This is a genomic window from Microbacterium xanthum (assembly GCF_034531355.1).
Classification (GTDB): Bacteria; Actinomycetota; Actinomycetes; order Actinomycetales; family Microbacteriaceae; genus Microbacterium; species Microbacterium xanthum.
Map to the genome: position 1 here is coordinate 59,352 of NZ_JAWHUE010000001.1, position 26,320 is coordinate 85,671.

Annotated in this window: 28 protein-coding genes and 1 tRNA gene; 13 read left to right on the forward strand and 16 right to left on the reverse strand. The window is 69.7% G+C overall.

Annotated elements, in window-relative coordinates; genetic code table 11:
- Window positions 1-2: 2 nt before the first annotated feature.
- The 3 genes from RZO50_RS00300 to RZO50_RS00310 all read right to left on the reverse strand — a co-directional run bounded on the left by RZO50_RS00300 (window position 3) and on the right by RZO50_RS00310 (window position 2,657).
- Window positions 3-500, reverse strand: coding sequence for an HNH endonuclease (locus tag RZO50_RS00300; protein WP_322597725.1), 498 nt, complete (start codon window positions 498-500; stop codon window positions 3-5).
- 316 nt (window positions 501-816) lie between these two features.
- A complete protein-coding gene (locus RZO50_RS00305; protein WP_322597726.1) occupies window positions 817-1,743 on the reverse strand; it encodes a M23 family metallopeptidase in 927 nt (308 codons plus the stop codon).
- A 212-nt stretch (window positions 1,744-1,955) separates the two neighbouring features.
- The gene (locus RZO50_RS00310) at window positions 1,956-2,657 is read right to left on the reverse strand and encodes a metal-dependent transcriptional regulator (protein WP_322597727.1); all 702 of its coding nucleotides are present in this window, start codon (window positions 2,655-2,657) and stop codon (window positions 1,956-1,958) included.
- A gap of 112 nt (window positions 2,658-2,769) precedes the next feature.
- Here RZO50_RS00310 and RZO50_RS00315 point away from each other — a divergent pair, with 112 nt between their 5' ends.
- Together RZO50_RS00315 and serC are read left to right on the forward strand one after the other, a co-directional pair.
- The gene (locus tag RZO50_RS00315) at window positions 2,770-3,129 is read left to right on the forward strand and encodes a three-helix bundle dimerization domain-containing protein (RefSeq protein ID WP_322597728.1); all 360 of its coding nucleotides are present in this window, start codon (window positions 2,770-2,772) and stop codon (window positions 3,127-3,129) included.
- Window positions 3,130-3,178: 49 nt separating this feature from the next.
- Entirely contained in the window at window positions 3,179-4,294 is a 1,116-nt protein-coding gene (serC, locus tag RZO50_RS00320; protein ID WP_322597729.1) for a phosphoserine transaminase, read from the forward strand.
- 21 nt (window positions 4,295-4,315) lie between these two features.
- Here serC and RZO50_RS00325 read toward each other — a convergent pair whose 3' ends face one another.
- Complete coding sequence (locus RZO50_RS00325) at window positions 4,316-4,906, reverse strand: DUF3027 domain-containing protein (protein ID WP_322597730.1); 591 nt, start codon at window positions 4,904-4,906, stop codon at window positions 4,316-4,318.
- A complete protein-coding gene (locus RZO50_RS00330; protein ID WP_322597731.1) occupies window positions 4,890-5,273 on the reverse strand; it encodes a cold-shock protein in 384 nt (127 codons plus the stop codon). Before RZO50_RS00330 ends, RZO50_RS00325 begins: the two co-directional genes overlap by 17 nt.
- A gap of 152 nt (window positions 5,274-5,425) precedes the next feature.
- Here RZO50_RS00330 and RZO50_RS00335 point away from each other — a divergent pair, with 152 nt between their 5' ends.
- The 7 genes from RZO50_RS00335 to RZO50_RS00365 all read left to right on the forward strand — a co-directional run bounded on the left by RZO50_RS00335 (window position 5,426) and on the right by RZO50_RS00365 (window position 13,293).
- Window positions 5,426-5,692, forward strand: a complete 267-nt coding sequence (locus tag RZO50_RS00335; RefSeq protein ID WP_322597732.1) for a multidrug ABC transporter ATPase — start codon at window positions 5,426-5,428, stop codon at window positions 5,690-5,692.
- Window positions 5,693-7,408 (forward strand): helicase-associated domain-containing protein, encoded by a 1,716-nt coding sequence (locus RZO50_RS00340; protein WP_322597733.1) that lies wholly within the window; start codon window positions 5,693-5,695, stop codon window positions 7,406-7,408. It abuts the gene before it with no gap.
- Between the two features lie 45 nt (window positions 7,409-7,453).
- A complete protein-coding gene (locus RZO50_RS00345; RefSeq protein WP_322597734.1) occupies window positions 7,454-9,097 on the forward strand; it encodes a DNA repair helicase XPB in 1,644 nt (547 codons plus the stop codon).
- 50 nt (window positions 9,098-9,147) lie between these two features.
- The gene (locus RZO50_RS00350; protein WP_322597735.1) at window positions 9,148-10,353 is read left to right on the forward strand and encodes a saccharopine dehydrogenase family protein; all 1,206 of its coding nucleotides are present in this window, start codon (window positions 9,148-9,150) and stop codon (window positions 10,351-10,353) included.
- Window positions 10,354-10,417: 64 nt separating this feature from the next.
- Entirely contained in the window at window positions 10,418-11,110 is a 693-nt protein-coding gene (locus tag RZO50_RS00355) for a response regulator transcription factor (RefSeq protein ID WP_322597736.1), read from the forward strand.
- A gap of 158 nt (window positions 11,111-11,268) precedes the next feature.
- Window positions 11,269-12,873 carry a sensor histidine kinase gene (locus tag RZO50_RS00360; protein ID WP_322598705.1) on the forward strand — a complete coding sequence of 535 codons (1,605 nt, stop codon included), beginning with the start codon at window positions 11,269-11,271 and terminating at the stop codon, window positions 12,871-12,873.
- 132 nt (window positions 12,874-13,005) lie between these two features.
- Window positions 13,006-13,293, forward strand: a complete 288-nt coding sequence (locus RZO50_RS00365) for a WXG100 family type VII secretion target (protein ID WP_322597737.1) — start codon at window positions 13,006-13,008, stop codon at window positions 13,291-13,293.
- A 79-nt stretch (window positions 13,294-13,372) separates the two neighbouring features.
- On the opposite strand, the gene groL is transcribed toward RZO50_RS00365, so the two are convergent.
- From groL to RZO50_RS00390, 5 genes are all read right to left on the reverse strand, one after another.
- On the reverse strand, window positions 13,373-14,992 hold the full coding sequence (groL, locus tag RZO50_RS00370) for a chaperonin GroEL (protein ID WP_322597738.1): 1,620 nt from the start codon (window positions 14,990-14,992) through the stop codon (window positions 13,373-13,375).
- A gap of 182 nt (window positions 14,993-15,174) precedes the next feature.
- Complete coding sequence (locus RZO50_RS00375; protein WP_322597739.1) at window positions 15,175-15,378, reverse strand: cold-shock protein; 204 nt, start codon at window positions 15,376-15,378, stop codon at window positions 15,175-15,177.
- Between the two features lie 137 nt (window positions 15,379-15,515).
- Window positions 15,516-16,115 carry a LytR C-terminal domain-containing protein gene (locus RZO50_RS00380; RefSeq protein WP_322597740.1) on the reverse strand — a complete coding sequence of 200 codons (600 nt, stop codon included), beginning with the start codon at window positions 16,113-16,115 and terminating at the stop codon, window positions 15,516-15,518.
- 44 nt (window positions 16,116-16,159) lie between these two features.
- Window positions 16,160-16,405: a DUF3263 domain-containing protein gene (locus tag RZO50_RS00385; protein WP_322597741.1), complete on the reverse strand. Its 246-nt coding sequence runs from the start codon at window positions 16,403-16,405 to the stop codon at window positions 16,160-16,162.
- 27 nt (window positions 16,406-16,432) lie between these two features.
- On the reverse strand, window positions 16,433-17,410 hold the full coding sequence (locus RZO50_RS00390; RefSeq protein ID WP_416211470.1) for a DUF2332 family protein: 978 nt from the start codon (window positions 17,408-17,410) through the stop codon (window positions 16,433-16,435).
- Window positions 17,411-17,500: 90 nt separating this feature from the next.
- Here RZO50_RS00390 and msrB point away from each other — a divergent pair, with 90 nt between their 5' ends.
- Together msrB and RZO50_RS00400 are read left to right on the forward strand one after the other, a co-directional pair.
- Entirely contained in the window at window positions 17,501-17,908 is a 408-nt protein-coding gene (msrB, locus tag RZO50_RS00395; protein WP_322597743.1) for a peptide-methionine (R)-S-oxide reductase MsrB, read from the forward strand.
- Window positions 17,909-17,925: 17 nt separating this feature from the next.
- The gene (locus tag RZO50_RS00400) at window positions 17,926-18,459 is read left to right on the forward strand and encodes a nitroreductase family protein (RefSeq protein ID WP_322598706.1); all 534 of its coding nucleotides are present in this window, start codon (window positions 17,926-17,928) and stop codon (window positions 18,457-18,459) included.
- Between the two features lie 2 nt (window positions 18,460-18,461).
- On the opposite strand, the gene RZO50_RS00405 is transcribed toward RZO50_RS00400, so the two are convergent.
- The 3 genes from RZO50_RS00405 to RZO50_RS00415 form a co-directional block, all read right to left on the reverse strand.
- On the reverse strand, window positions 18,462-19,391 hold the full coding sequence (locus RZO50_RS00405; protein WP_322597744.1) for a DMT family transporter: 930 nt from the start codon (window positions 19,389-19,391) through the stop codon (window positions 18,462-18,464).
- A 36-nt stretch (window positions 19,392-19,427) separates the two neighbouring features.
- Window positions 19,428-19,500, reverse strand: a tRNA-Thr gene (locus tag RZO50_RS00410).
- A 31-nt stretch (window positions 19,501-19,531) separates the two neighbouring features.
- Window positions 19,532-20,533 (reverse strand): DsbA family protein, encoded by a 1,002-nt coding sequence (locus RZO50_RS00415; RefSeq protein WP_322597745.1) that lies wholly within the window; start codon window positions 20,531-20,533, stop codon window positions 19,532-19,534.
- Between the two features lie 223 nt (window positions 20,534-20,756).
- Here RZO50_RS00415 and RZO50_RS00420 point away from each other — a divergent pair, with 223 nt between their 5' ends.
- Window positions 20,757-21,860 carry an ABC transporter ATP-binding protein gene (locus RZO50_RS00420; protein ID WP_322597746.1) on the forward strand — a complete coding sequence of 368 codons (1,104 nt, stop codon included), beginning with the start codon at window positions 20,757-20,759 and terminating at the stop codon, window positions 21,858-21,860.
- Between the two features lie 70 nt (window positions 21,861-21,930).
- The gene (locus tag RZO50_RS00425) at window positions 21,931-23,235 is read left to right on the forward strand and encodes a DUF4032 domain-containing protein (RefSeq protein WP_322597747.1); all 1,305 of its coding nucleotides are present in this window, start codon (window positions 21,931-21,933) and stop codon (window positions 23,233-23,235) included.
- Window positions 23,236-23,241: 6 nt separating this feature from the next.
- Here RZO50_RS00425 and RZO50_RS00430 read toward each other — a convergent pair whose 3' ends face one another.
- Genes RZO50_RS00430 through cysS form a run of 3 tightly spaced genes read right to left on the reverse strand, consistent with a single transcriptional unit; the run spans window position 23,242 to window position 26,311 of the window.
- Entirely contained in the window at window positions 23,242-23,880 is a 639-nt protein-coding gene (locus tag RZO50_RS00430) for an NAD(P)-dependent oxidoreductase (RefSeq protein ID WP_322597748.1), read from the reverse strand.
- Between the two features lie 27 nt (window positions 23,881-23,907).
- Window positions 23,908-24,909: a 23S rRNA (guanosine(2251)-2'-O)-methyltransferase RlmB gene (rlmB, locus tag RZO50_RS00435; RefSeq protein WP_322597749.1), complete on the reverse strand. Its 1,002-nt coding sequence runs from the start codon at window positions 24,907-24,909 to the stop codon at window positions 23,908-23,910.
- Entirely contained in the window at window positions 24,902-26,311 is a 1,410-nt protein-coding gene (cysS, locus tag RZO50_RS00440) for a cysteine--tRNA ligase (RefSeq protein WP_322597750.1), read from the reverse strand. Before cysS ends, rlmB begins: the two co-directional genes overlap by 8 nt.
- Between the last annotated feature and the right edge of the window lie 9 nt (window positions 26,312-26,320).

The following is a 26,320-nucleotide window of genomic DNA, read 5'->3' on the forward strand; positions in this document are numbered from 1 at the left end:
ACTCAGGCGGCGAGCGCGAGATACGGCTCCCACTGCGGGTCCGTGCGCTCGGTGCCACGCACCGTCCATTGCGCGCCCCGCGGAGGCCCCGGTGTGAATCGCAGTTTCCACCCCATCTCCTGCGGCGTGCGATCGCTCTTGACGTTGTTGCACCGCAGACAGCAGGCCACCAGGTTCTCCCACGAATCGGCACCGCCCCGAGAGCGCGGGACGATGTGATCGATCGTGGACGCCGACGCGCCGCAGTACCCGCAACGGTGGGCGTCCCGGCGCAACACGCCGCGCCTCGTGACCGGCACGCGGCGACTGCCGGGAACACGCACGTACCGGGTCAGCAGGATCACCGCCGGGCGGTCGTAGGAGGCCACGGTCCCCCAGACGGGGTGGTCGTCGATGTGCTCGACGACCGTGGCCTTGTCATTCATGACCAGCACGAGCGCCCTCTTGAAGGACACGACGGCCAGCGGCTCATACCCCGCGTTCAGCACCAGGGTGCGCATAGTGGTTCCTCTCGAACGGCCGGGACGGCTTCGCGGTTATTCGAATCACAACGGATCGAGAGGCTTCGGGCATGAAAAAAGGCGCTGTCACACGGACAGCGCCTTTGAGACCACGGCAGGGCCGCGGCTTCCCCTCATGGAATGCCGGAGGACGAGGAGTCCGAGCGCATCCATGGTTCGGATGCGAGGCGCACTCTCCATCGGCTTCCCTCCGCTTCTCTCAGCGTCGGTCTCAGGGTAGTGCACCGAGAGACGCCGAGGGCGGATTCCGAGGGTGAACGAAACATGGCGCGTCCGCGAACACGCCGGTGTGGAGTCAGCCGGCGTTCTGCTGCACCCACGCCCAGGGGTCGACGTTGGACCCGCCGATGGCGACCTCGAAGTGGAGGTGGTTGGCCGTGGAGCGCCCGGTCGTCCCGACCAAGCCGATGACCTGTCCCGGCGCGACGGTCTGGCCGGCGACGACCTGACGGCTGCCGTAGATCATGTGTCCGTACGTCGTCGTGACCGACTGCCCGTTGATGACGTGGTCGATGACGACGGCCACGCCGTAGCCGCCGAGGCTCTCCTGCGACATGCGCACCACGCCGCCCGCGGCGGCGTAGATGGGAGTCCCCGCCGGGGCGAGCAGATCGACGCCCATGTGCGAGCCGCCTCGGGCGAGGAACCCGTCGCCGACGGTGTAGCCGCCGGCCAGCGGATACCGCACCGCGCCGGATCCCGGAGCGACCATCGACAGGTCCACGGAGTACGAGCTCTGCGACGACTCCTGCTCCGCGCTGGCGGAAGCGGCGGCCAGTCGCGCCCGCTCCGCAGCGGCTTCCGCGGCCGCTTCTTCGGCCTTCTTCTCTTCGATCTCCTCGGCGGTGGTCGCGGAGTAGCTCTCGCGACCGAGGTCGACAGGCTCCTCGGCGTCGCCGGCGTCGGCGGCCGAGGCGATCACGAGGGACTGCGCGTCTTGCTCAGCGACCTGCTGCAGGGTCTGCGGCTCTTCGGAGGGAAGAGTGATGGCGCCGTACGCGGGGAGGCCGACGGTCGCGACGAGGCCACCGACCATGCTGAAGATCACGAGGTTGCGCAGCGGGCGACGCGTGGCCGACGCGGCGTCGCGGGCCCGAGCCGCCGGGGCCGTCGCTCGGCGCGCGACGCTGTTCTTCGCACGGGTTGCCATCTGCCGTGCGCGGTCGCGTCGAGAGGCCGGGACGGCGACGTGGTCGTCGTGCGGGTGGTTCTCTTCAGCCAAATCAATCCTCCGGCGCCTCGACGCCGGGGGCGCTGACTCGTCGGCACTGGTGTCGGGGGCACAGTGTGCGGTTCGCTGCGAAGGCGACGAGCCAGGGAGGCGACCTTCTCAGCATCCCCACCCGGGCGTGAGCGGGGGTAAGGGACCGGGCCAGGCTACCCGAAGATAACGAATAAGTCACGCTCGGGGCGCACCGGGTGGAGCGTGGGAGGTCAGGCCGCGTCGTCGACCAGGAAGATGTGCGAAGCGACTTCGACGGGCAGTTCGAGGGCGTCGGCCGCTCCGGCCATCTGCACCAGCACATAGCCCTCGCTGAAGCGGAACTCGCCCTGCCCGCCCGGGACCACTCCGGCCTCCCGAAGCTGCTCCAGCAGTTCGGGATCGACCTGCACCGGCTCGGCGAGGCGCCGCACCGTGCCCGAGACGGCCCCGTCCGCACCGTTCAGACGGCGCACGAGGCCCACGACACCCTGCTCGAACGTCGCACCGGGCACATCGCCGAGCAGGTCCAGCCCGGGGATGGGGTTTCCATACGGCGACTCCGTGGGGTGACCGAGGAGCTCGACCAGACGGCGCTCGACCTGCTCGCTCATCACGTGCTCCCACCGGCACGCCTCTTCATGGACGTACGCCCAGTCCAGCCCGATCACGTCCGAGAGCAGACGCTCGGCGAGGCGGTGCTTGCGCATCACGTCCACGGCCTTCTGTCGACCGAGGTCGGTCAGCTCCAGCCGACGGTCGTCGGAGACGACCACGAGACCGTCGCGCTCCATGCGCCCCACCGTCTGCGACACCGTCGGACCGGAGTGTCCGAGGCGCTCGGAGATGCGCGCGCGAAGCGGCACGATGTTCTCCTCCTCCAACTCGAGGATCGTGCGCAGATACATCTCGGTCGTGTCGATGAGATCGGTCATGTCGCGGTCCCTCACAGCTGTCGAACGGGCAGAGACAGCCTATCCGCCCCCGACGACGGCCGGTGCGGACGACCCCTTGCGCCCGCGACCGACGCGGGCGCACACTTCACCCATGAGCGAAGAACCGGCGGCCTCGCCCGCCCGCGACGAAGACGTCGCCATCGACCACGCGATCGACCGACTGGCGGAGAGGTTCCCCTCGGTCGCGCGGACGCGGGTCGAGCAGATCGTCGACGAGGAACGCCGTCGACTCGACGGCGGGCGCGTGCGCGATTTCATCCCCGTCCTCGTCGAGCACGAGGCCAAGGAGCGACTGCGCCGCGAAGCGGTGCCCGCGCCGCTGGAAGAAGTGATGGACGGCGGTGGCGCCCGTCGAGCGGAGTCCGGCGGGCGCGAGGACGACCCGATGGAACGTCAGCGCCGCGGCGAGCACACCGGTCTGCTGCAGGGGGATGCCGGCGGCGGCCGGTAGCGCACCGGCGGCGTTCCGAGGGCGCCGACGGGAACCGTAGACTCGTCCCATGGCGCACGTCGAGCTCCCCCGTGACCTTCTGCCCACCGACGGACGATTCGGTTGCGGCCCGTCGAAAGTGCGGGGCGCCCAGTTGGAAGCGCTGGTGACACGCGGCGCATCCGTACTCGGCACGTCGCACCGCCAAGCGCCGGTGAAGAACCTCGTCGGACGGGTGCGCGAGCACCTCACCCAGCTGTTCTCCCTGCCCGAGGGATACGAGATCGTCCTGGGCAACGGCGGATCCACCGCATTCTGGGATGCCGCCGCCTTCGGCCTCATCGAGAACCGCAGCCAGAACCTCGTCTTCGGCGAGTTCGGCGGCAAGTTCGCCAAAGCAGCCGCGGCGCCGTGGCTCACCGCCCCCGATGTCCGCAACGCCGAACCCGGCACGCGGGCGATCGCGGAGCCGGTGGCGGGCGTGGACGTGTACGCGTGGCCCCACAACGAGACCTCGACCGGCGTGGCCGCGCCGGTACGGCGCGTGTCGGGCGATGACGGGGCGCTCACGGTGATCGACGCCACCAGCGCCGCGGGCGGGATCGACGTGGATCTCGCCGAAGCCGACGTGTACTACTTCGCCCCGCAGAAGAACCTCGGTTCGGATGGCGGGCTGTGGTTCGCCGCGATGTCGCCGGCGGCGATCGAGCGGGTCGAGCGGATCGCCGCCACCGACCGATACATCCCGGACTTCCTGAGCCTGAAGAGCGCGGTGGACAACTCCCGCCTCAACCAGACCCTGAACACCCCGGCACTGTCGACACTGCTGCTGCTGGAAGACCAGCTGGCGTGGATCCTCGACAACGGCGGTCTGAGCTGGGCCGCCGCGCGCACCGCGGAGTCATCGACCGCGCTGTACGAGTGGGCGGATGCATCCCGCGTCGCTCGTCCGTTCGTGGCCGACCCGGACGACCGTTCCCCGGTCGTCGTCACGGTCGACTTCGACGAGTCGATCGATGCGGCGGCCGTGGCGCGAAGCCTCCGCGCCAACGGCATCGTGGACACCGAGCCGTACCGCAAGCTCGGGCGCAACCAGCTGCGGGTGGCGACCTTCGTCTCGATCGACCCGGATGACGTGCGCAGCCTCATCCGCGCGATCGATTACACCGTCGAACGCCTCGGCTGAACGCGAGCCGGCGCCGACGGATCAGTCGGCGTCGGGCCCCGCGTCGCTCTCGTCGGCGACGTCGTCAGGCACATCCTCCGGGTCGTCCCCGTCGGGGGCGAGCTCGTCGATGTCGACACCGTCGACGTCACCGGCGTGGAGGATCGAGGTCGCCCCCTGGTCCTCGGAATCGTCCTCGTCGGAGTCATCCTCGTCGTCGGAATCGTCCTCGTCATCGGAGTCATCGTCGGAGTCGTCCTCCGCGGCGGCGGCCTGGGCCGCCTGATAGTCGGCGAGCCGCTCGGCCCACGGCACCCACTCCGGCGCGAGAAGAGCATCCTCACCCGGGAGGAGCTCCACCTCCAGCACCGTCGGCTCCGCGTCACCGAGCCGCGCCAGGCTCACCGTCCAGAACCAGCCCGGATACCCGGCGAGGCGGTTCGCGAAGAGGAGCGAGACGACGCCATCGGGTTCGGCACGGTGCCCCGCGGGCTCGCCGATGGTGGCGTCGGGGGTGATCTCACGCAACGCAGCGAGCGCGAGGTCGTGCGCCTCGAGCAGCGCAGGGTCGGCGAGCAGGGCCGCCTCGGCGACCTGCCGCTCCGGGTCGGGGGTCTCAGGCGTCGAGGTCATCCGCCACCTTGCGCAGCACCGCGGCGATCTTCTTGGAATGCGATCCGCTGGGGTACCGGCCGCGTCGCAGGTCCCCGCCGACTCCGTCGAGCAGACCGACGAGGTCCTCGATGATCACGGCCATGTCGTCGGCGGGCTTGCGCGCACGCTTGGACAGGCTCACCGGAGACTCGAGCACCCGCACCGACAGGGCCTGGAGTCCGCGCTTGCCGTCGGCGACACCGAACTCAAGACGAGCGCCGGGCTTGGGCGCCGGGGTTCCCGCGGGGAGCGCGGTGGCGTGGAGGAAGACGTCCTGGCCGTCATCGGTGGAGATGAAGCCGAACCCTTTGTCCTCGTCGTAGAACCTGACTTTGCCGGTGGGCATCGAAACCTCGCTGATCGGTGCCCGTACGCGGGCAGGGTGAAACCGGGGCCGATCCGACCCCGCATCAAGACTACGTCACCGGCCGGAGTGGACGAACGCCGGATCCGGAGCCGGAGAGCACCGTGGAGGACCCCTCCGCTACGCTGAGACGGATGAGCACCCGAACCCCCGGCGGCGATGTCCCGATCCGCCGCATCGACCGCATCCTGGCGTTCATGTCGCTCGGACTGCTCGCCCTGTCGATCGTGTGCTTCTTCGCGATCATGATCGGCTCGGGCGCGGGCGCCGATATGAGCTCCGGCATCTGGCCCACCGTGGGATTCACGGTCTACTTCGCGCCACCGATCGCCTTCGTGATGCTGCTCGCGGTGCTCATCATGACGCTCGTGCGGAGGTCGCGGGCCAACCGCGGAGCCTGAGTGGTCTCCGACGAGCGCGCACTGGCCCTGCAGCTGGCAGGACTGGATGACGCGCGGCTCGCCGAGGTCCTGACGTGGCGCGCGGTGTCGGCCGGAGTCGCGTGGCGCGACTTCTTCGACGCCGCCGAAGGTCTGCTGGAGCCGGCCTCGATCGACCGCGCCCTCCAGCATCTGCCTCGGCGAGCCCTGGCCGACCTGACGCGGCTCGCCGACGGTGGCGACGGCACGGCGCCGGCGGTCCCCGCAGATGCGCAGCTGCTGCTGCCGCACGGTGTGCCCGGTGCCGTCGCAGCGCGCGTGCGTCGACTGCGAGAGACACAGCCGACAGCACTCACCCCACCCGACGATGCGCCCCCTCCTGCGGCGACACCGCCGCAGGAGGCCTCGGCCGCCGAGCGCGCCTTCACCGCGACCGGTGCCCTCGCCGACCTGCTGCTGGCAGCGGGCAGCGGCTCCCTCGCCCTCACCACGACGGGGTCCGTCGCCGCCGCCGATCGGCGCCGCCTGCAGGAGGCGGGCATCGTCGCCGATGCGGCCGAACTCGACGACCTCGTCGCCGTCGCCCACGCCGCGCGCCTGGTGGACACGGGCGACCGGGAGGCGACGGTATCGGCGGAAGGCGACCGCTGGTTGCACCGCCCGACCGCGGAGCGCTGGGAGAGGATCGCCGCCGGCATCGTCGGCGCGCTGCCGGCGGGACTCCGCGACGTGCACGGCGGTATCGTCACCGCCGCCCAGCGACCGGATGCCTACCCCCTCGACACGGACTGGCCCGATGCGGCCGAGACCTGGACCCGCATCCTGGTGCGGTGGGGGCTCAGCACCGCAGAAGGCGCAGAACCGATCTGGACCGCGGGTCTGCGCACCGGCGGGTCGATCGACGCGGGCGCACTCCGCGAGCATCTGCCCGCCGAGATCGACCGCGTCTATCTCCAAGCCGACCTGTCCGTCATCGCACCCGGCCCGCTGCTGCCGGACCTCGAGCTCCGCCTGCGCCGGATCGCCGCGCGCGAGTCGCGCGCACAGGCCTCCACCTACCGGTTCACCGGCGACTCGCTCGACGCCGGCCTCACCGACGGCGAGACCGCCGAAAGCATCCGCGAGTTCCTCAGCGCGCTCTCCCTCACCGGAATCCCGCAACCGCTGGAATACCTCCTCGACAGCACCGCGCAGCGCCACGGTGCCGTGCGGGTGCGCGCGGACGCCTCTCGAGCCATCACCGTCGTCGAGGTGGACGACCCGCACAGGCGCGAGGCACTGTCCGTCGATCAGGGGCTGCGGCCGCTCGGGCTCGTCCCCGAGGGCGAGCTTCTGCTGACCCGCGTCACGCGGGACGCGGTCGCCTGGGCGCTCGCCGACGCCCGCTACCCGGTCACGGTGATCGACGACGACGGCAACCCCACGTCGCCGCGACGGTCGCGACGTGCCACGAGGGCCGCCGCAGACGGGCCGGCACGGTACGGCGAACTCATCGCGCGTCTGCGCGCCGGGCACAGCACCGACAGCGACGAGGCATGGCTCGAGCGAGAGCTTGAGCAGGCGGTGCGCGCCCGTGCCGCCATCCGCGTCTCGGTCCGGATGCCCGACGGAAGCGACCGCGACCTCATCCTCGAGGCCTCGGGCCTCGGCGGTGGGCGACTGCGCGGGCTCGACCGCTCCGCCGACGTCGAACGCACCCTCCCCCTCCGCAGCATCGTCCGCGTCGCGCCCGCCTGACCGGCGCGGCGACCCGGCTGCTCGGGGCCGGTAGACTCGAACGCTATGGCTGACGGCCCCCTCATCGTTCAGAGCGACCGCACGGTGCTCCTCGAAGTCGCGCACCCCGACGCCGAGAGCGCACGTCACGAGTTGGCGATCTTCGCCGAGCTCGAACGCGCCCCGGAGCACATCCACACCTACCGCATCACGCGATTGGGTCTGTGGAACGCCCGCGCCGCCGGGCATGATTCCGACGACATGCTGGCCACCCTCGACCGGTGGTCGCGGTTCCCCGTGCCGCCATCGGTGTCCACCGACATCCGCGAGACGGTCGCCCGCTACGGCCGGCTCACCATCGAACGCACCGACGACGGCGATCTCATCCTCCGCTCCGACGACGCGCCGGTGCTCGCCGAAGTCGGCAAGAACAAGCGCATCCAGCCCCTGCTGATCGGTCATCCCACGCCGGACAGCTACGTGGTCGATGCGTGGGCACGTGGGCACATCAAACAGGAGCTGCTGAAGATCGGCTGGCCCGCGGAGGACCTCGCCGGTTACACCCCGGGCACTCCGCATGACATCGATCTGGCCGAGGACGGCTGGACGCTGCGTCCGTACCAACGCCAGGCCGTCGACACCTTCCACGACGGCGGCTCGGGTGTCGTGGTGCTCCCCTGCGGTGCCGGCAAGACCCTGGTCGGCGCCGGCGCGATGGCGGCGACCAAGACGACGACCCTCATCCTCGTGACCAACACCGTCAGCGCCCGTCAGTGGCGCGACGAGCTCCTCAAGCGCACCTCGCTCACCGCCGAGGAGATCGGCGAGTACTCCGGCCAGTCCAAAGAGGTCAAGCCCGTCACGATCGCGACCTACCAGATCCTCACCGCCAAGCGGAAGGGCGAATATGCGCACCTCGCGCTGCTGGATGCCCTGGATTGGGGTCTGGTCGTCTACGACGAGGTGCACCTTCTGCCGGCACCGGTGTTCAAACTCACCGCCGACCTGCAGGCGCGACGGCGTCTGGGCCTGACGGCGACCCTCGTGCGCGAGGACGGGCGTGAGGGCGACGTGTTCAGCCTCATCGGGCCCAAGCGGTTCGACGCGCCCTGGAAGGAGATCGAGTCGCAGGGGTTCATCGCCCCGGCCGCGTGCTACGAGGTACGTGTCGACCTCCCGGCCGACGAACGCCTCGAGTACGCCGCCGCAGCCGATGACGACCGCTACCGGATGGCCGCGACGGCTCCGGCCAAGATCGACGTCGTCCGCGACCTGGTGGCCCGACACCAAGGGGAGCGCATCCTCATCATCGGGCAGTATCTCGAGCAGATCGACACTCTCTCGGATGCCCTCGGCGCACCGAAGATCACCGGCCAGACGCCCGTGGACGAGCGCGAAGAGCTCTATCAGGCGTTCCGCGAGGGGGAGATCTCGGTGCTCGTGGTCTCGAAGGTGGCGAACTTCTCGATCGATCTCCCCGAGGCCTCGGTGGCCATCCAGGTCTCCGGCTCCTTCGGGTCGCGACAGGAGGAGGCGCAGCGACTCGGGCGCCTGCTGCGGCCCAAGACATCCGGCCACACCGCGAGTTTCTACACGCTCATCGCACGCGACACCGTCGACCAGGACTTCGCCCAGAATCGGCAACGATTCCTCGCCGAGCAGGGGTACGCGTACACGATCATGGATGCCGACCGGCTCGACGCCGCCTGACAGGACGGGCGCGGCCCACCCCGTCACGACGCGCGCATAGAGTCGAAGACATGACGGAAGCTTCGCGTGACCTGGATCTGGTCCTCCTCGGCGCGACGGGGTTCGTCGGCCGTCTGACGGCGGCGCATCTGGCCCGGCACGCCCCGGCGGGCATGCGCATCGCCCTGGCGGGAAGATCGCAGCGGCGTCTGGACGAGGTGCGCACGAGCCTGCAGGTCGACTGGCCCGTACTCGTCGTCGACACGGCCGACGAGGAGAGCGTGGCCAGGATGGCCGGACGAACCACCGTCGTCGTGACGACCGTGGGCCCCTACCTCCGCTACGGCATGACCGTCGTCGCCGCGTGCGCCGCCGCCGGCACCCACTACGCGGATCTCTCCGGAGAGACCGCCTTCGTGGCCGAGAGCGTGCGACACCACGACGCCGTCGCCCGCGACAGCGGCGCTCGCATCGTCCATTCGTGTGGATTCGATTCGGTCCCCTCGGACCTCGCTGTGGGACTCGCGCACCGCGAGGCCGGCGGCATCCCCCTGATCGAGGCGACCGGCCAGGTTCGCACGCTGCGCGGCGGCATCAGCGGCGGCACCGTCGATTCGATGCGGCAGCAGATCATCGAAGCTCGGACCCAGCCGCATCTGCGCCAGCTCATCAGCGACCCTTACGCGTTGTGCACCCGACCTCCGTCGCTCCTCCCGGACTCGGAGTGGCGTGGCGGGATCCGTCGCGACCCGGCCACGCGGACGTGGCAGGCCCCCTTCGTGATGAGTCCCTACAACCGCCAGATCGTCAACCGGACCAACCATCTGACCGGATGGGGGTACGGCCAGCACATGCGGTACCGCGAAGTCGTCGACACCGGCCGAGGCCTGAAGGGGCGCGCGCGGGCCGCAGGTCTGGGTGTCGGCATCGGCGCCCTCGCGGCGGCCATGTTCTTCGCGCCGACACGGGCGCTCGTCGACCGGTTCCTCCCGGCACCCGGCGAAGGCCCTTCCGAACAGACGATGGCCGAGGGCCGCTTCCACCTCGACGTCGACGCGTACCCCGTCAGCGGACCCGCGGTGCGCGCAACCGTCGCCGCCCCGTACGATCCTGCCTACGGGGGGACCGCGATCATGCTCGCCGAGTCGGGCCTCGCCCTCGCCGGCGCCGAGGGTGGTCCGGGGGGCGTGTCGACGCCGATGAACGCGCTGGGAACGGTGTTGCCGGACCGCCTGCGCGCGCACGGTTTCACCGTCTCGGCGCAGACCTTGGAGTGACCGGATGCCCGGCGAACCGCGCGATATCCAGCTGGTTCCTGAAAAGCCTGGCAATAATGACCCTATGACCGCACCGCGCATCCTCGTCGTGGACGACGAGCCGAACATCCGTGACCTGCTGATCACGAGCCTGCGTTTCGCCGGGTTCCAGGTCCGCGCCGTGACCAATGGCGCGCAGACGATCTCGGCTGTGCTCGAGGAGGAACCCGACCTCATCGTGCTCGACGTCATGCTCCCCGACATGAACGGCTTCAGCGTGACCAAGCGGCTCCGCGGGGCCGGCTACACCGCACCGATCCTCTTCCTGACGGCCAAAGACGAGACCGACGACAAGATCACCGGCCTGAACGCCGGCGGCGACGACTATGTCACCAAGCCGTTCAGCCTCGACGAGATCGTCGCCCGCATCCAGGCGATCCTCCGCCGCACCATGCAGGCCGACGAGGACTCGATCATCCGCGCCGGGGAGATCACCATGGACCAGGACACCCACGACGTGCAGGTCGGCGACACCGCCATCGAGCTGAGCCCGACGGAGTTCAAGCTGCTGCGGTACCTCATGTTGAACCCGAACCGGGTGCTGTCCAAAGCTCAGATCCTCGATCACGTGTGGGAGTACGACTTCAACGGTGACGCCGGAATCGTGGAGAGCTACATCTCGTACCTGCGCCGGAAGATCGATCCGCACTCGTCCGAGCCGCTCATCCAGACCAAGCGCGGTTTCGGCTACATGCTCAAGACCGGCAAGTCCGCCTGATCCGGCCCGCCGGACGCAAACGGGAGGAGGCGGGCGCCCTGGGTTCCGAGACGGATGCCGTCACCCGGTGGTGGCGCGGCATCAGCTTGCGCGCGAAGGTCACCGGCGTGACCGTCACCCTCCTCGCGGTGGGACTCTTCGCAGCCGGCTTCGGCACGATGACCTTCCTGCGCAGCACCCTCTACAACAGCATCGACGCGAGCGTGCGCGGGTACGCCTCCACCGATGCGGTGAGCGGGCTGATCGATGTGGAGGTCGAAGGAGGACAGGTCTCGTTCACCCCTCGCGATGAGGACGATGTGCCGCCCACACCGTACTTCGTCGCCGTGTACGGCCCGGACGGCGCCCTCGAAGCCGTCGCGGGCGGTTCCGGAGGTATCGAGCCGGATTTCCCCGACACCTTCACGTTGCAGGCGACCGCGGCGCGCGGGCTCTCCCCGTTCGCCCTCCCCGACGTCGAGGGTGACGAGCGCTTCCTCGCCGCCGTCGACGTGTTCCAACCCGACGGGGTCGGCGACCTCTTCACCCAGATGGTCGTGGTCTCCACGGCGTCGACGAATCAGGTCGTGGCGACGTTCCTCGGCATCTACGCGGTCATCTCCGTGGTGATCCTCGGGGCGGGAGCCCTCGGCACACGGTGGCTGGTCACGCTCACCTTCCGCAGCCTCGGTCAGGTCGAAGACACCGCGATGTCGATCGCCTCGGGCGACTTCAGCCAGCGGATGACCGATATCGAACCCCGCACCGAAGTGGGTCGCCTGAAGATCGCCATCAACACCATGCTCGGCCGCATCGACGCGGCCATCTCGCAGCGCGAGGCGACGGTGCGCCAGATGCGACGCTTCATCGGCGACGCGAGCCACGAGTTGCGAACGCCGCTGGTGACCGTGCGCGGCTACGCGGAGCTCTACCGGATGGGGGCGATCCCACCGGGCGACGACACGGCGCAGGCGATGGATCGCATCGAGAAGGAGGCGATCCGCATGGGCGTGCTCGTCGAAGATCTCCTTGCACTGGCGCGCCTGGATGAGCGCCGAGACGTCGACATCACCCCCGTCGACCTCCGCCCGGTCGCGCGGGACGCGGCATTGGATGTCCGCGCGACATCACCCAAGCGCACGGTCACGGTCATCGAGGCGATCGACGCCGTCCTGCCCGGTGGCGACACCCCCGCCGGCGAGTCCGACACCGACGCGAAGAAACGTACGTCGCCGCCCACGGCGGTGATCGCCCGCGCCGGCGCCTCGCTGCTGCGCCGCCGCTCGAAGACGCCACCGTCCGCACCCGCGGACCCCGACGCCGACACCCTGCCCATCGCGGTGCGGCGTCCCCAACCGGTCGTCAGCGGGGACGAGAACCGCATTCGCCAGGTGGTCGCGAATCTGCTCGGCAACGCTCGGCGGTTCACCGGCGATGACTCCCCCATCGAGCTGCGGGTGGGGGTCGACCCCGTCGCCTCGACGGGGTGGATCGAGGTCGTCGACCACGGCGAGGGCGTCCCGGACCAGCTCAAGGAGAAGATCTTCCAGAGATTCTGGCGGGCGGATACCTCGCGCACCCGGGAGACGGGCGGAACCGGACTCGGTCTGTCGATCGTGGCATCGATCGTGGACGCGCTCCACGGCGACGTCCGGGTTCTGGACACCCCCGGGGGTGGAGCCACCTTCCGCGTCTCCTTCCCCCTGGCGCAGCAGCGAGAACCCGAGGAGCACCTCCTCATCGAGACCCAGCCGCTCCCCCGCCTCGAACGCGACGATCTCTGAGGCGGGCGGGGCAGACACCTCTCCTCCCCACCCGGACGTCTCACCGGCCGCGTCCACGCCTGGGCGCAGCGTGCACATCCACCCGACGCGGGCGGGCCTACCGTGAGGAGCTCCTACAGAGAGGGGTCTCCCATGGCAGTGTTCTCCGTCGACAGCGATGCCGTCCTCAGCACCACGGCCGCCGTCCGCGGCACCGTCGATCGCGTACAGGGCGAGGTGCACGCGATGATGGCGCACCTCACGCAGCTCCAGTCCTCGTGGAGCGGACCGGCCGCCGTCGCCTTCCAGGGGGTGGTCGAGCAGTGGCGCGGCACCCAACGGCAGGTCGAGGACTCCCTGGCCACCATCAGCGGCGCGTTGGAGCAGGCGGGGCGTCAGTACGCCGAGGCCGAACAGGCCACGACCGGACTGTTCCGCTGAGAAACGACGGAACGCCCCTCCGGGAGGAGGGGCGTTCCGTGCTGTCAGCTCAGCGAGCGGACCCTGATCGCGTGTCGCGTCAGAAGTCCATGCCACCGGTCGGGTCGGCCGGAGCGGCCGGGGCCTTCTCGGGCTTGTCGGCCACGACGGCCTCCGTCGTCAGGAACAGACCCGCGATCGACGCAGCGTTCTGCAGCGCCGAACGGGTGACCTTCGCCGGGTCGATGATTCCCTGCTCGAACAGGTCGGCGTACTCACCGGTCGCGGCGTTCAGGCCGTGACCGATGGGCAGCTCCGCGACCTTGTTCGCCACGACACCGGGCTCGAGACCCGCGTTGAGGGCGATCTGCTTCAGCGGAGCCTCGATGGCGACCTTGACGATGTTCGCGCCGGTCGCCTCGTCACCGACGAGCGCGACGTTCGCGAACGCGCCCTTGCCGGCCTGGATGAGGGCGACGCCACCACCGGCGACGACACCCTCCTCGACGGCGGCCTTCGCGTTGCGGACCGCGTCTTCGATGCGGTGCTTGCGCTCCTTGAGCTCGACCTCGGTGGCCGCGCCGGCCTTGATGACGGCGACGCCGCCGGCGAGCTTGGCGAGGCGCTCCTGGAGCTTCTCGCGGTCGTAGTCGCTGTCGGTGTTGTCGATCTCGCGGCGGATCTGGGTGACACGACCCTCGATCTGCTCGGCCTCGCCGGCACCTTCGACGATGGTGGTCTCGTCCTTGGTGATGATCACCTTGCGCGCACGGCCGAGGAGGTCGAGCGTGGTGTTCTCGAGCTTGAGGCCGACCTCTTCGGTGATGACCTGGCCGCCGGTGAGGATCGCGATGTCCTGCAGCTGGGCCTTGCGACGGTCGCCGAAGCCGGGGGCCTTGACGGCAGCCGACTTGAAGATGCCGCGGATCTTGTTCAGCACCAGGGTCGCGAGCGCTTCGCCCTCGACGTCCTCGGCGATGATGAGGAGTTCCTTGCCGTCCTGGATGACCTTGTCGACGATCGGCAGCAGATCCTTGATGTTCGAGATCTTCTGGTTCGCGATGAGGATGTACGGGTCCTCGAAGACGACTTCCTGGCGCTCGGGGTCGGTGACGAAGTAGGGGTTGATGTACCCCTTGTCGAAACGCATGCCCTCGGTCAGCTCGAGCTCGGTGCCGAAGGTCTGCGACTCTTCGACGGTCACGACGCCTTCCTTGCCGACCTTGTCGATCGCCTCGGCGATCAGCTGGCCGATCTCGGGGTCAGCGGCGGAGATCGACGCGGTCGCGGCGATCTGCTCCTTCGACTCGACCTCCTTGGCGTCGGCGAGCAGCTGGTCGGTGATGGCCGCAACGGCCTTCTCGATGCCGCGCTTGAGCGAGATCGGGTCGGCGCCGGCCGCGACGTTGCGCAGGCCTTCGCGGACCAGAGCCTGAGCCAGGACGGTGGCGGTGGTGGTGCCGTCGCCCGCGACGTCGTCGGTCTTCTTGGCGACCTCCTTGACGAGCTCCGCGCCGATCTTCTCGTACGGGTCGTCGAGCTCGATCTCCTTGGCGATCGAGACGCCGTCGTTCGTGATGGTGGGAGCGCCCCACTTCTTCTCGAGCACGACGTTGCGCCCACGCGGGCCCAGGGTCACCTTGACGGCGTCGGCCAGCGTGTTGAGGCCGCGCTCGAGGCCGCGGCGGGCCTCCTCATCGAAAGCGATCATCTTTGCCATGTGTGTGTCGTCCCTCCCGGACGTTGGCTTTCGGTCTATTAGCACTCATACAAGACGAGTGCTAATACATTCTGGCACTCTCCCCCGGTGAGTGCAAGCCACTCCCCGGGCACAGGGGAAGGGCGGGATGCCACAGCATCCCGCCCTTGTCCGCGCGCGATATCGCGCGAGCGTCGGTCGCGTCAGGCGACGACGCGGACGGCTTCCGCCTGCGGACCCTTCTGGCCCGACCCGACGGTGAATTCCACCGCCTGCCCCTCTTCGAGGACGCGGAAACCGCTCATCTCGATGTTCGAGTAGTGGACGAACACATCCTGCCCGTCCGTCACGGTGATGAAGCCGTAACCCTTCTCGGCGTTGAACCACTTGACGGTGCCCTGGGCCATGCGAATCTCCTGTAATGCGGTGGGACAGGCTCATCGTAGGCAGACGGAAATTCACGGAACGGTCATCTCAGCAACTGTTGACATCGCTGAACAGAAACGTTTACCGGCCCGAAACACCGACAGCGCATCTCCGCCGATCAGGGGGCCGGCGTCTCCTCGGGCGGGTCGGTGGTGCGATCCAGTCCGATCACGACCGTCAGCTGAGCGGCCTGACTCTCATCCACATCCGACGTGGCGGCGTCATCGACCGGCTGGTAGAAGTCACTCTGCTCGAGACGGGCGCCGCCCAACAACTCCGCCACCCCGGCTGCGGCCGCTTCGTCGCCCGGGAACGCGTAGTAGACGGTGGTCTCGGCGAAGTCGGTGGTGCCGGCCTCACTCGCGTTGATGTCCTCCGCCGACCAGCCCGCCGCCACCAGGGTGTCCTTGACCTGCGTCGCGAGGCCCGACTCGGGCGTCGCGTTGAGCACGAGGATGTCGTACGACGTGTCGACGACCGGCTCGACCGTCGCGGTGGGGGTGGGAGTGGGCTGCGCGTCCGGGGTCAGCGAGACGCGACCACTCATCACGAGCGTGGCGAAGATGCCCGCCACGATGAGCACCAGCGTGGCCACGGCCGCCCACAGGAAGACCACCCAGCCGCGCATGTGAGGGTTCTCGGCCCGGTGGGCACCCACTCGCCCGCTGTCCGCGGGGAGATCGTCGAAGCGATCCCGCGGGTAGGTCGATGTCGGCACCCCCCGATGCTACCCGCCGCGGCCGGAATCGCCGGAACGGGACGTCAGCGGGGTGAGACCCCCGATTCCCGGGCACGCTCGACCTCGTCGCGTCGCCGCCGCAGGCGCTTGACCAGCATCGGGTCGTACTCCTGCGCGTCGACGCCGTCGATCAGCCGGTCCAACAGCTGGTAGTACCGGGCGGGGGCGAGACCGAGGTCGGCTCGGATGGCTTCCTCTTTCGCCCCGACGTGGCGGCGCCACTCCCCCTCGAAGTCGAGGAGGGCGCGATCACGGTCCGACAGAGCCATCCCTTCACGGTAGTCGCGCGGCGCAGCTCATCCCGCCAGCCACTCCACAGATGCGCCGAGCGGGTCGGCGTAGGCCAGCGGAGCTCCGTCGCGGTGGAGGACGAACCTCCCCTCGCCTGGGTCCAACTCTCGCGTCCACCGCTCGTGCGCCCCCGCCGGGTCCAGCGAGATCCAGGTGCCGCCCGCGGAGGCGATGGACCCGATGAGCCCCTCGCGCGAGCGTCGTGGGAGATGGGGCATCAGGCCGAGAGTGGACACCACCGCCGTGACCCCATCGGGCACCGCGCGGATGAGACGGTCGATCACGGCGGGATCGCCCGCGTCGGCCTGCTCGACGCGGACCCCTTCCGCGCGGGCGAGATCGAGTGCCGCCCCCACCCGCCGCTCCCGGTCGCGCTCTCCGGGCCAGACCAGCGCGCGCAGGAACGCACGGTCACCGACGTCGGCAGGGTCGAGCGGCAGAAGGTCGATGCCCGCCCGGAAGAGGATCTCGGGCATGCGCACCGGCGGGTTTCCGCTCACCGACGATTCGAGGACGACCGCCGAGACCCCCGCCGCCGGGTCCAGCCTGAGGGGCGACGCATCCGCCCGGGTGTAGCGGTAGGAATATCGGTCGGGCAGAAGGCACAGCCCCGCACTCGCGCCGAGCTCGATGAGGGCGATCGGGCCGGGGACGGTCGCCAGCGCAGGGAGGAGCGCGGCGCACCGGAGCGGCTCATTGGTCTGCAGCGCGCGTACCGCCGCGGCGGACACGAGCGCGTCGGCGTGGGTGAGCACCCAGTCCCGCCACTCCCCGAACGACCCCTCGGGCGCACCGAGGAGGCGCGTGAGCGCGAAGACCAGGGGAGGCTGACGCCGCGCGGCGGGGATGCGCGCGAGCACCTCCTGGACGGCGTCATCGGCCGCGACGCCGACGGCCCACTCGGCGTACAGTGCCGAGCGTCCCGGCGCCTCGAGGCGCGCGAACCGCCCGTATCTCTCGGCGACCGCCATCAGCTCGTCCACGCCCACCATTCTGCTGGTCCGGCGTCATCCGCGTCATACACGGCCCGACCCACGGTTCGCTGCGGTTGAATGGAGAGGAAGGAGATCTCCATGGACTATTCCGTCGACAAGACAGACGCGCAGTGGCGCGAGCAGCTGACCCCCGAGCAGTACCAGGTGCTGCGCGAAGCGGGTACCGAGCGACCCTGGACCGGCGAGCTCCTGGACGAGGAGCGCGCGGGGCTGTACACCTGCGCCGCCTGCGGCGCGGAGCTGTTCAAGAGCGGCACGAAGTTCGACTCGCATTGCGGGTGGCCGAGCTTCTACGAGTCGATCCGGCCGGAGGCGGTCGAGCTGCTCGAAGACAACACACACGGCATGGTCCGCACCGAGGTGCGCTGCGCCTCGTGCGGGTCCCACCTCGGCCACGTCTTCCCGGACGGCTTCGGCACCCCGACGGGTGACCGCTACTGCATGAACTCCCTCTCGCTGAACTTCACGCCCGAGGACGGCGCGTGACGAGAGTCCTGGAGGCGATGCGCGACCGGCGCTCGCTCTCCAAGGTGACCGAGGACGCCCCCGACGCGAACGAGCTGCGGGAATTCGTCGCCGCCGCCGGCCGCGTCGCGGACCACTCCTCGCTCGCCCCGTGGCGCATCATCGAGATCCGCGGCACGGCTCGCGAGCGTCTGGGCCGCGCTCTCAACAAGGCCGACGGGCGCAAGGGCGTGTCGTCGAAGGCGCTTCGCGCGCCGCTCGTGCTCGCGGTGGTCGTCAGCTATCGCAAGAGCAAGGTGCCCCGGTGGGAGCAGGAGGCGGTCGCCTCCGGCGTCGCGCACATGCTCAGCCTCGCCCTGGACGATGCCGGCTGGGGCGTGTTCTGGCGCACCGGCCACCGCACCCGGAGCAAGGCGGTGGCGAAGGCACACGGTCTGACGAAGAACGAGGAGCTGCTGGGGTGGCTCTACGTCGGGGGCAAGCCGAACCGGTCACGTGCATTGCGGCGCAAGCGCATCGACCCGGACCGGTTCATCTCATCGATGCCCGGCCGGAAGAAGTCGAAGGGCTGAGCTCACCGTCGCCATCGCGGCACGACGGCGACGGCCGCCCCGACGAGCGCGACCGCGGAGACGGCCAGCCCCAACGGCAGAGACGGGCTGGCCGGCGTCGGCCAGAGCGCGTCGAGCGCGACCGACGTGGTCAGCTGTCCCACCACCGCGCCCAGTCCCATCAGCAGCACGCCGGTGCGATGGACGACAGCCGCGCCGATGAAGATATACGCGACGCCCAGTGCACCCCCGGCATAGAGCCAGGGATCGCTCGGGAACGCCCGCGGAGGCCCGGCGAGCGCCACGTGGACGGCGGCGGCGATGACCAGGACGAGGGTGCCGCCGGCGAAATTGACGGCCGTGGCCGTCAGAGCGGACCCCACGCGCCGCCTCAGCCGCCCGTTGGTGGCCTGCTGCCAGGCGATGCCCGCCCCCACCAGGAACGGGAGGACGAGCATCCACCCGGGGACCTCGCGACTCGAATCCGCCGAGACGGACCAGAGCACGGCGCCGATCGCGATGGACCCGCCCGCGACCCGCGACATCGTCACGGCGACCACACCGGCCGGGCCGAAGCCGACCCGGTCGAGGATCAGCCCATTGACCGCTTGACCGGCGACCATCCCGACCGTGAACAGCGACACTCCGATCACCGCGACCGTGAGGCTCTGCGTCGCCACGCTGAAGGCACCGGCGAATCCACCGATGAGCATCCACCACGGTACGGACCTCTCGCGGACGCCTTCGCGCAGGACGCGCAGTCCGCGGCGGCCCGCGGGCACGGCGAGACTCAGAACGACGAGGATCACGAGGCCGGACCCGAACGACACGGCGGCCGCGAGGAAGCCGTCCTCGAGCGACGCTCCGAGCGAGCCGTTGACGCGCGCCTGCAGTGCCGTCAACACGCCGATCGCGACAGCGCCGACCATCGCGAGCGGACGGCCGGAGGTCATCTTCCCATCATGCACGCTGATCGGATCGACCTCTCGAGCCGGCTACGGGACTCGAACCCGTAACCCCCTAATTACAAGTTAGGTGCGCTACCAATTGCGCCAAGCCGGCAGAGCGACCAGTCTACCCAGCCGCCGGAGACTCACGAGGTCGGGGTCGGGGTGGGCGCCGGGGTCGCCTTGTAGTACGCGTCACTGGAGACGGTGAGGACGAACTGAGCGAACTCCTTGGCGTCGTCGAGGGCACCCACATAGGGCGTGCCGTTGACGAGGACCATGGGCGTGCCCGTCAGCGAGACGTCGTCGGTGTCGGGGATACCGTCGAGCGCACGGTCCGTTGCCGACTTGGCCCACGCGGCGAAGCGCTCCTCCACGATGCAGTCCCGGACCGTCTGCGGTTCGTCGGCGCCGGAGGCCTGAGCCAGATCCGCCAGTTCGATGTCGGAGTACCCCTCCGTGTCCAGATCGGGCTGCTGACGCAGCAGCGTGTCGTTGTACTTGAAGAAATCGTCCGGCGAATGGTGCGCCATGCACGCCGCCGCGCTCGCCGCACGCAGCGAGTACTTCGTGCCGTTGGACTTCGCGGTGAGCATCGCGACCGGGTAGTAGCTCAGGGTCGCGGCGTCTTCGCTCACCCACTTCTGCAGCTGCTGCACGTTGGCGACCTGGAAGTCCTTGGCTCCGCTGGAGAGGTAGTCGACGTAGATGCGGATGTCGACCACCCCCGGCTCGGGGGTCTCGGTCTCGACCGGCTCGGCCTGGGCCGACATCGCCGCGCTGCCGGATGAGTCATCGCCGTCGGCGGATTCCTCGTCCGCGGCGGCGTCTTCGTCCAGTTCGGCTGTGGTGGGCTCCGCACCCACCGAGCCGACTCCGGTCACGTCCGTGACCTCGAACCCGTCGTCGCTCACGTTCGCCGGCTGCGCCAGAGGGCGGGAGGCGTTGCTGGAGACGGTCCAGGTGATCACGACGGCGACGGCGGCGACCACGGCGACGGCGACCGTCGCGAGCGACACCCGCTGGATCAGCCGCGTGCGCGACTGCCGCTGCTGCACCTGCTTGGCCTTGGCCCGCACGGCGTGCCGGCGGTCTTCAGGGGTGGGTTCGGGAGTGGGGGTGTCGGGTGTCGATTCGTCGTGTGACATGGAACCTCGTGGAAAGACGTGGGGCCGTGATCCTCCGGCGTGCCGCTCGGGGGAGCGCGGCTTCGATGATGCTAGCCACCCACCCTGGGAAATGACCAGACACCTCGTGCACACCGCCTCGTGGCATACTGGACCCACGCCCGATGATGGGCGCGCGGGAATGACCCCGCTTCCATTCACTACGGATCGTCCGGCACGTACCTGCCGGTGAAGGAGAAGAACCATGGCGTCCGTCACGTTCGACAACGCAACCCGCCTGTACCCCGGAGGCCAGCGCCCCGCGGTCGACAAGCTCAACCTCGAGATCGCGGACGGCGAATTCCTCGTCCTCGTCGGTCCCTCCGGTTGCGGTAAGTCCACCTCGCTGCGCATGCTCGCCGGCCTCGAAGAGGTCAACTCCGGCGCGATCCGCATCGGCGACCGCGACGTCACCGACGTCCCCCCGAAGGACCGCGACATCGCGATGGTCTTCCAGAACTACGCGCTGTACCCCCACATGACCGTCGCGGAGAACATGGGCTTCGCCCTGAAGATCGCGGGTGTCGGCAAGGAAGAGCGCGCCCAGCGTGTGCTCGAAGCCGCCAAGCTCCTCGATCTCGAGGAGTACCTCACCCGCAAGCCCAAGGCTCTCTCCGGTGGTCAGCGTCAGCGTGTCGCGATGGGTCGCGCCATCGTGCGTCAGCCGCAGGTGTTCCTCATGGACGAGCCCCTGTCGAACCTCGACGCGAAGCTGCGCGTGCAGACCCGCACCCAGATCGCGTCGCTGCAGCGCCGCCTCGGCGTCACCACCGTCTACGTCACGCACGACCAGACCGAAGCGCTCACCATGGGCGACCGCATCGCGGTCCTCAAGGACGGTCTGCTCCAGCAGGTCGGCACGCCGCGCGACCTGTACGAGTCGCCCGCCAACGTCTTCGTGGCCGGCTTCATCGGATCGCCGGCGATGAACCTCTTCCCGGTGCACCTGACCCAGGGCGGCGTCGAGTTCGGCAACAAGGTCGTCGGCGTCGACCACGAGACGCTCGGCAAGGCGCACGGCTCCGAGGTCACCGTCGGCGTGCGGCCCGAGGACATCATCGTCGCCCCCGAGGACGACCAGGGCCTGTCGGTCAAGGTCGACCTCGTCGAGGAGCTCGGCGCTGACGGCTACCTGTACGGCCACGCGGACATCAACGGCAAGCGCACCGACATCGTCGCGCGCGTCGACGGCCGCAAGCACCCGATGGCTGGCGAAACCGTCAAGCTCGCTCCGGTCCCCGGACACATCCACGTGTTCGACGCCGAGAGCGGTGAGCGCCTCACCTCTGAGGCCATCCACTCGGCGTAATCGCAACACACCATCGCGGCGCGGGGCGGGTCACAGACCCTCCCGCGCCGCGATCGTTCCAGGAGGAATCGTGGCGGAGTCCCTGTCCATCACTGCCAGCTCGGTCGACCCGGGGCTGCTCGCGCTCCCCTGGTCCACCCCGTTGGCCGACTGGCCCACGAGCACCATCGTGTTCCTCCCCAAGGGCATCTCGCGCCACCTGGTACGGTTCGCGAACCTGTCGGGCCGAGTGGTGGCCATCAAAGAGACCACCGAGGAGATGGCGCGCCGCGAGTACGACATGCTCGGCAATCTCCATCGACTCGACGCCCCCTGTGTCGAACGGGTCGCCGTGATCGCCGGGCGCACCGACGCCGACGGCCAGCCCCTCCCGGCCGCCCTCGTGACCGCGCATCTGAAGTTCTCGCTCCCCTACCGTGCCCTGTTCACCCAGGTGCTGCGCCCGGACACGGCCACTCGTCTCGTGGACGCACTCGCCGCCCTTCTCGTGCGCCTGCACAACGTGGGCTTCTTCTGGGGCGACGTCTCGCTGTCGAACACCCTGTTCCGACGCGACGCCGGGGCGTTCGCCGCCTATCTGGTCGACGCCGAGACCGGAGAACTGCACGAGTCGGGCCTGACGGCGGGGCAGCGCGCGCACGATCTCGACGTCGCCCGCACGAACATCGCCGGTGAGATCATGGACCTGGAAGCCGGCGGCCGACTCGAAGGCGGCGTCGATGCACTGGCGATCGCCGACGGCATCGTCGACTCGTACCACTCCCTCTGGGCCGCCCTGACCGACCGCGAGTCCTTCGGCGCCGACGAGTCGTGGCGCATCACCGAGCGGGTTCAGCGCCTGAACGCGCTCGGCTTCGACATCGGTGAGATGTCGATCACGACCACTGACGACGGAACACGTGTGGCCATCCAGCCCAAGGTCGTCGACGCCGGACACCACCAGCGTCGCCTGATCCGGCTGACGGGGCTCGACGTCGAGGAGAACCAGGCCCGCCGGCTCCTCAACGACCTCGATGAGTTCCGCGCGCGGATCTCCCGACTCGGCAGCGATGAGGAGGTCGTGGCACACGAATGGCTCACGCGGGTGTTCGAACCGGTCGTGATGGCCATCCCCTACGACCTGCGCGCCAAACTCGAGCCCGCCGAGGTCTACCACCAGGTGCTGGAACACCGCTGGTATCTGTCGCAGTCGCGTGGCGGTTCGGTGCCGCTGGCCGAGGCGCTGGGCAGCTATGTGGACGACGTCCTCCGCCACCGGCGCGATGAGGCGACCGTGATGGGGCCGCCCACCGAGACGATGTCGCTGCCGGTCGTCACCGCCGACCTGCCGGTCGTCGAGGACGGCGATGGAATCGACTGGCGCGATCTGGTCTGAATCCAGTCAGTACCCGACCGAGAACGCCTCACCGTTGTGTCGGGGCTCCTCGATCTCGTCGAGGACGGCCACCGCGAGATCCGCTCCCGAGATGAACGAATTCCCCTCGGGATCGACGACCAGGACCGGTCCGCCGTCACGATAGGCACCGGTCCGCTCGCCCGGGTTCCAGGCCCCGAATCCGCCCGCGGGATGGACGTAGAACCACTCGCGGCGCGGTCCTGCCTCGAGGTCTTCCAGGATCGCGAGGGCCTCGAGGGCCTCCGGCTTGTACTCCTCGGCGAACTCGGGCGTGTGCACCAGACGCGGACCGTCCGGGCGCACCCGGCTCCCGCCCGCGCCGCCCACGACCCCGAGGCGGACCTCTGCGGGAAGTTCCGCGGCGAGCTCGGCGACGGCCGGTCGCAGCATCCCGGCCATATCGGCCCGCGCCGCCACGGCGACCACGACGGCGTCGACACCCTGCATCTCGGTGACGAGCGTGGGCACGTCGGCGATGCTGCCTTCCAGGTACATCGCGTGCTCGACGCGATCGGAGACGGCCTTGCGGGCGACGACCAGAACGGTGTGACCGCGCTGGGCCGCCTCTGCCGCGATGTGGCGTCCGGCGTATCCGGTGCCGCCGATGACGGCGATACGTGCCATGGGAGGGGTCCTCTCGATCGGGTCGGGCTAGGCGCGCGCGGTGCGGATGGTGGCGACCTGGTACAACGCGACGGACGCCGCGATGCCGGCGTTCAGCGACTCGGTGGCCGCCGAGATCGGGATCGACACGATCTGATCGCACGTTTCGGTGACCAGACGCGACAGTCCCTTGCCCTCCGAGCCGACGACGATCACCACCGGCCGGTCCGCCAGCTCGAGAGCCGGAAGCGACACGTCCCCCTCGCCGTCCAAGCCCAGCACGAACACACCCTGCTTCTTGTACTCCTTCAGCGTCGAGGTGAGATTCGGCGCGAGGGCGACCGGAATGCGTGCCGCCGCACCGGCGCTGGTCTTCCAGGCGGCGGAATTGACGCTCGCCGAACGACGCTGCGGGAGAATGATGCCGTGACCGCCGAAGGCGGCCGTCGAGCGGATGATGGCGCCGAGATTCCGCGGGTCGGTCACTCCGTCTAGCGCGACCAGCAACGGAGTCCCCCCGTTGTCCACGACCCCTTCAAGCAGATCCTGGGGGTGGCCGTATTCGTACGGCGGCACCTTGAGGGCGACGCCCTGGTGCACCCCGTCGAACCCGGCCATGCGGTCCAGCTCCGGGCGGGTGACCTCGAGGATCGGGATCTCACGGTTCGTCGCGAGGGCGAGCATCTCTTTGACCCGGTCGTCCATCTCCACGCGCTGGGCGATGTAGAGGGCGGTGGCGGGGATGCGCGCACGCAGTGCCTCGAGGACCGAGTTGCGCCCCGTGACGGTCTCGGTGTCGTCGGACGCGCCGCCGCGGCCGGGACGGTTCGGGTTCGACCCCTGCGGCTTGCCGCCGGGGCGACCTTTCCCGCCCGCGGCGGCGTAGCGCTCCTGCGCGGCCTTCCGCTTGCCGGCGGGGTGCCAGGCCCGGTCCTCGGCCTTCGGGGTCGGCCCCTTCCCCTCGAGCGATTTGCGCTTCTGTCCGCCGGTCCCCTTCGTGGGGCCCTTCTTCTTGCCGCGGCTCGCGCCGGGTCGTCCTGGCTTAGCCATCACTCACGCTCCAGTGGGTTCCATGGGGGGTGTCTTCGAGGGTGATCCCCGCCGCCGCGATCGCGTCGCGGATCCGGTCGGCGGTCCCCCAGTCCTTCGCGGCCCGGGCATCGGCGCGCTGCGCCAGCATCGTCCGGACGAGTGCGTCGAGCGCCCGGCCCGCGGCTCCGTCGCCCGTGCCCGACCAGACAGGGTCGAGCGGGTCGAGTCCGAGCACGCCCGTCATGACCGCGACCTCCGCGAAGGCGCGCGCGACGCTGTCGCGATCATCCGCTTCCACGGCCGCGTTTCCGCTCCGCACGGTCTCGTGCACGACGGCCAGTGCCTGCGGGACGCCGAGGTCGTCATCCATCGCCGCAGCGAATCGCTCCGGCACCGCTGCGGTCAGACGAAGATCCCGGGTCTCGTCGCGGAGCAGGCGCACGGCCCGCTCGAGGAAGCCCCGGATCCGCTCCAGCGCGGCCTCGGCTTCGCGGAAGCTCGACGCCGACACGTCCAGGCCCGAGCGGTAGTGCGCCGCGGCGAGCGCATAACGGACCACGAGCGGATCGTGATCGGCCAGCACCTCGTCGGCGAGGAGGAAATTGCCCAGCGACTTGGACATCTTCTGGTCGCCGACGGTGACCAGCCCGTTGTGGACCCAGTACTGCGCGAAGCCGTGTCCGGCCGCCGCGGACTGGGCGAGTTCGTTCTCGTGGTGCGGAAAGCGCAGGTCCAGCCCGCCGCCGTGGATGTCGAACGCCTCGCCGAGGTAGCGGTGAGCCATCGCGGAGCATTCGATATGCCACCCCGGCCGGCCGGGACCCCACGGCGACTCCCACGTCGCGGTGGGCGGTTCGCCCGGCTTCGCGCCCTTCCACAGGGCGAAGTCGTGCGAATCGCGCTTGCCCCGCGGATCTGCGTCAGCGGCGGCCTCCATGGCGTCCACGCTCTGCCGGGTGAGCGCACCGTAGGCCTGCCATGAGCGCACGTCGAAGTACACATCACCCTGCGCGGCGTAGGCGTGTCCGCGCTCGATGAGCCGTGCGATCAGGCCGATCATCTGGGGTATGGACCCGGTGGCGCGCGGCTCGTATGTCGGAGGGAGGATCCCGATCGCGTCGTACGCGCGCGAGAACTCCTGTTCCATGCGATAGGCCAGCGCCCACCACGGCTCGTCGGGTCCGGCCTTCTCGAGCACCTTGTCGTCGATGTCGGTCACGTTGCGGACGAAGGTGACCCGCTGATGGTGATGCGCGAGCCATCGCCGCAGGAGATCGAAGCTGAGCGCCCCGCGCAGGTGTCCCAGGTGGGGACCGGACTGGACGGTCGGGCCGCAGACGTACATCGTGACGTTGTCGGGATCGATCGGCACGAAGTCGCGCAGCAGGCGCGCCTTGGTGTCGTAGAGCCGGAGAGTCACCCGCCCAGC

Excerpts from the sequence above, each read along its gene's own strand:
- RZO50_RS00300 (WP_322597725.1), bottom strand. The coding sequence starts at position 500 with ATGCGCACCCTGGTGCTGAACGCGGGGTATGAGCCGCTGGCCGTCGTG.
- RZO50_RS00310 (WP_322597727.1), bottom strand. The coding sequence starts at position 2,657 with ATGACCGATCTCATCGACACGACCGAGATGTATCTGCGCACGATCCTC.
- RZO50_RS00315 (WP_322597728.1), top strand. The coding sequence starts at position 2,770 with ATGAGCGAAGAACCGGCGGCCTCGCCCGCCCGCGACGAAGACGTCGCC.
- serC (WP_322597729.1), top strand. The coding sequence starts at position 3,179 with ATGGCGCACGTCGAGCTCCCCCGTGACCTTCTGCCCACCGACGGACGA.
- RZO50_RS00325 (WP_322597730.1), bottom strand. The coding sequence starts at position 4,906 with ATGACCTCGACGCCTGAGACCCCCGACCCGGAGCGGCAGGTCGCCGAG.
- RZO50_RS00330 (WP_322597731.1), bottom strand. The coding sequence starts at position 5,273 with ATGCCCACCGGCAAAGTCAGGTTCTACGACGAGGACAAAGGGTTCGGC.
- RZO50_RS00335 (WP_322597732.1), top strand. The coding sequence starts at position 5,426 with ATGAGCACCCGAACCCCCGGCGGCGATGTCCCGATCCGCCGCATCGAC.
- RZO50_RS00345 (WP_322597734.1), top strand. The coding sequence starts at position 7,454 with ATGGCTGACGGCCCCCTCATCGTTCAGAGCGACCGCACGGTGCTCCTC.
- RZO50_RS00350 (WP_322597735.1), top strand. The coding sequence starts at position 9,148 with ATGACGGAAGCTTCGCGTGACCTGGATCTGGTCCTCCTCGGCGCGACG.
- RZO50_RS00355 (WP_322597736.1), top strand. The coding sequence starts at position 10,418 with ATGACCGCACCGCGCATCCTCGTCGTGGACGACGAGCCGAACATCCGT.
- RZO50_RS00360 (WP_322598705.1), top strand. The coding sequence starts at position 11,269 with ATGACCTTCCTGCGCAGCACCCTCTACAACAGCATCGACGCGAGCGTG.
- RZO50_RS00365 (WP_322597737.1), top strand. The coding sequence starts at position 13,006 with ATGGCAGTGTTCTCCGTCGACAGCGATGCCGTCCTCAGCACCACGGCC.
- groL (WP_322597738.1), bottom strand. The coding sequence starts at position 14,992 with ATGGCAAAGATGATCGCTTTCGATGAGGAGGCCCGCCGCGGCCTCGAG.
- RZO50_RS00375 (WP_322597739.1), bottom strand. The coding sequence starts at position 15,378 with ATGGCCCAGGGCACCGTCAAGTGGTTCAACGCCGAGAAGGGTTACGGC.
- RZO50_RS00385 (WP_322597741.1), bottom strand. The coding sequence starts at position 16,405 with ATGGCTCTGTCGGACCGTGATCGCGCCCTCCTCGACTTCGAGGGGGAG.
- msrB (WP_322597743.1), top strand. The coding sequence starts at position 17,501 with ATGGACTATTCCGTCGACAAGACAGACGCGCAGTGGCGCGAGCAGCTG.
- RZO50_RS00400 (WP_322598706.1), top strand. The coding sequence starts at position 17,926 with ATGCGCGACCGGCGCTCGCTCTCCAAGGTGACCGAGGACGCCCCCGAC.
- RZO50_RS00405 (WP_322597744.1), bottom strand. The coding sequence starts at position 19,391 with ATGACCTCCGGCCGTCCGCTCGCGATGGTCGGCGCTGTCGCGATCGGC.
- RZO50_RS00415 (WP_322597745.1), bottom strand. The coding sequence starts at position 20,533 with ATGTCACACGACGAATCGACACCCGACACCCCCACTCCCGAACCCACC.
- RZO50_RS00420 (WP_322597746.1), top strand. The coding sequence starts at position 20,757 with ATGGCGTCCGTCACGTTCGACAACGCAACCCGCCTGTACCCCGGAGGC.
- RZO50_RS00430 (WP_322597748.1), bottom strand. The coding sequence starts at position 23,880 with ATGGCACGTATCGCCGTCATCGGCGGCACCGGATACGCCGGACGCCAC.
- rlmB (WP_322597749.1), bottom strand. The coding sequence starts at position 24,909 with ATGGCTAAGCCAGGACGACCCGGCGCGAGCCGCGGCAAGAAGAAGGGC.